The organism is Mesorhizobium sp. M1403 (assembly GCF_040317695.1).
GTDB lineage: Bacteria > Pseudomonadota > Alphaproteobacteria > Rhizobiales > Rhizobiaceae > Mesorhizobium.
This window is the reverse complement of record NZ_JAMYKY010000104.1, coordinates 1-574: the sequence shown is the minus strand read 5'-3', so window position 1 is coordinate 574 and position 574 is coordinate 1. Positions and strand designations below refer to the sequence as shown.

The following is a 574-nucleotide window of genomic DNA, read 5'->3' as shown; positions in this document are numbered from 1 at the left end:
CAGCGGGGATCCCTGGATCGCTGAAAAAAGACGAGGCGGCTTGATGATCCTGCCCTCGCTGAAGCACCTCGCGAAACCCCTGTTCCAGTCGCAGAAGCTCCTCTGGATTGGTTGGCGACTCGTCAGCTCGACCATCGAACAGCGGCCGGAGCGCCTCGGACACGTGCTGCTCAAAGCCCACTCGCCGGGCCTGGACCGCTTGCCCGTCTTCCAAGCCGGCGTCCTGCACCTGCGACAAAGCTGTTACACGGGATGGATTACTATTTCGCGCGTTCATACCAGCCTCACATCAAACTGTATCGTCAAAGTCCTGCGCCAATTCACACAGCGGGTCATCGAGTTGAGATTCTGCGGAGAGCGCCTCCTCTGCTCCCATCAAGGGCGCCGGCTCCGGGAGGGCGCCTGTCTGGCTTTCAAAGATGCGTTTCAGAATGCGATCCGAGAAATAACGCACCTTCCTCAATTGCAATGGTGGCAGACCTTTGATGAGAACAATCTCGTAGTCGTCATCGAGCAGCCGAACCTGTTCGGGACGCAACAGCGGTGCACCTTGATGTGAATTCTGAATGTTCCA

2 protein-coding genes are annotated in these 574 nt (G+C 57.5%); both read right to left on the bottom strand.

The genetic code is table 11. From position 1 onward, the window contains the following. Positions 1-277 (bottom strand): hypothetical protein (locus NKH01_RS35230; protein ID WP_353024755.1); only part of this gene is annotated, 277 nt, incomplete at its 3' end. A gap of 12 nt (positions 278-289) precedes the next feature. Next, the coding region (locus tag NKH01_RS35225) for a type IV secretory system conjugative DNA transfer family protein (RefSeq protein ID WP_353024754.1) at positions 290-574 on the bottom strand (285 nt) is incomplete at its 5' end.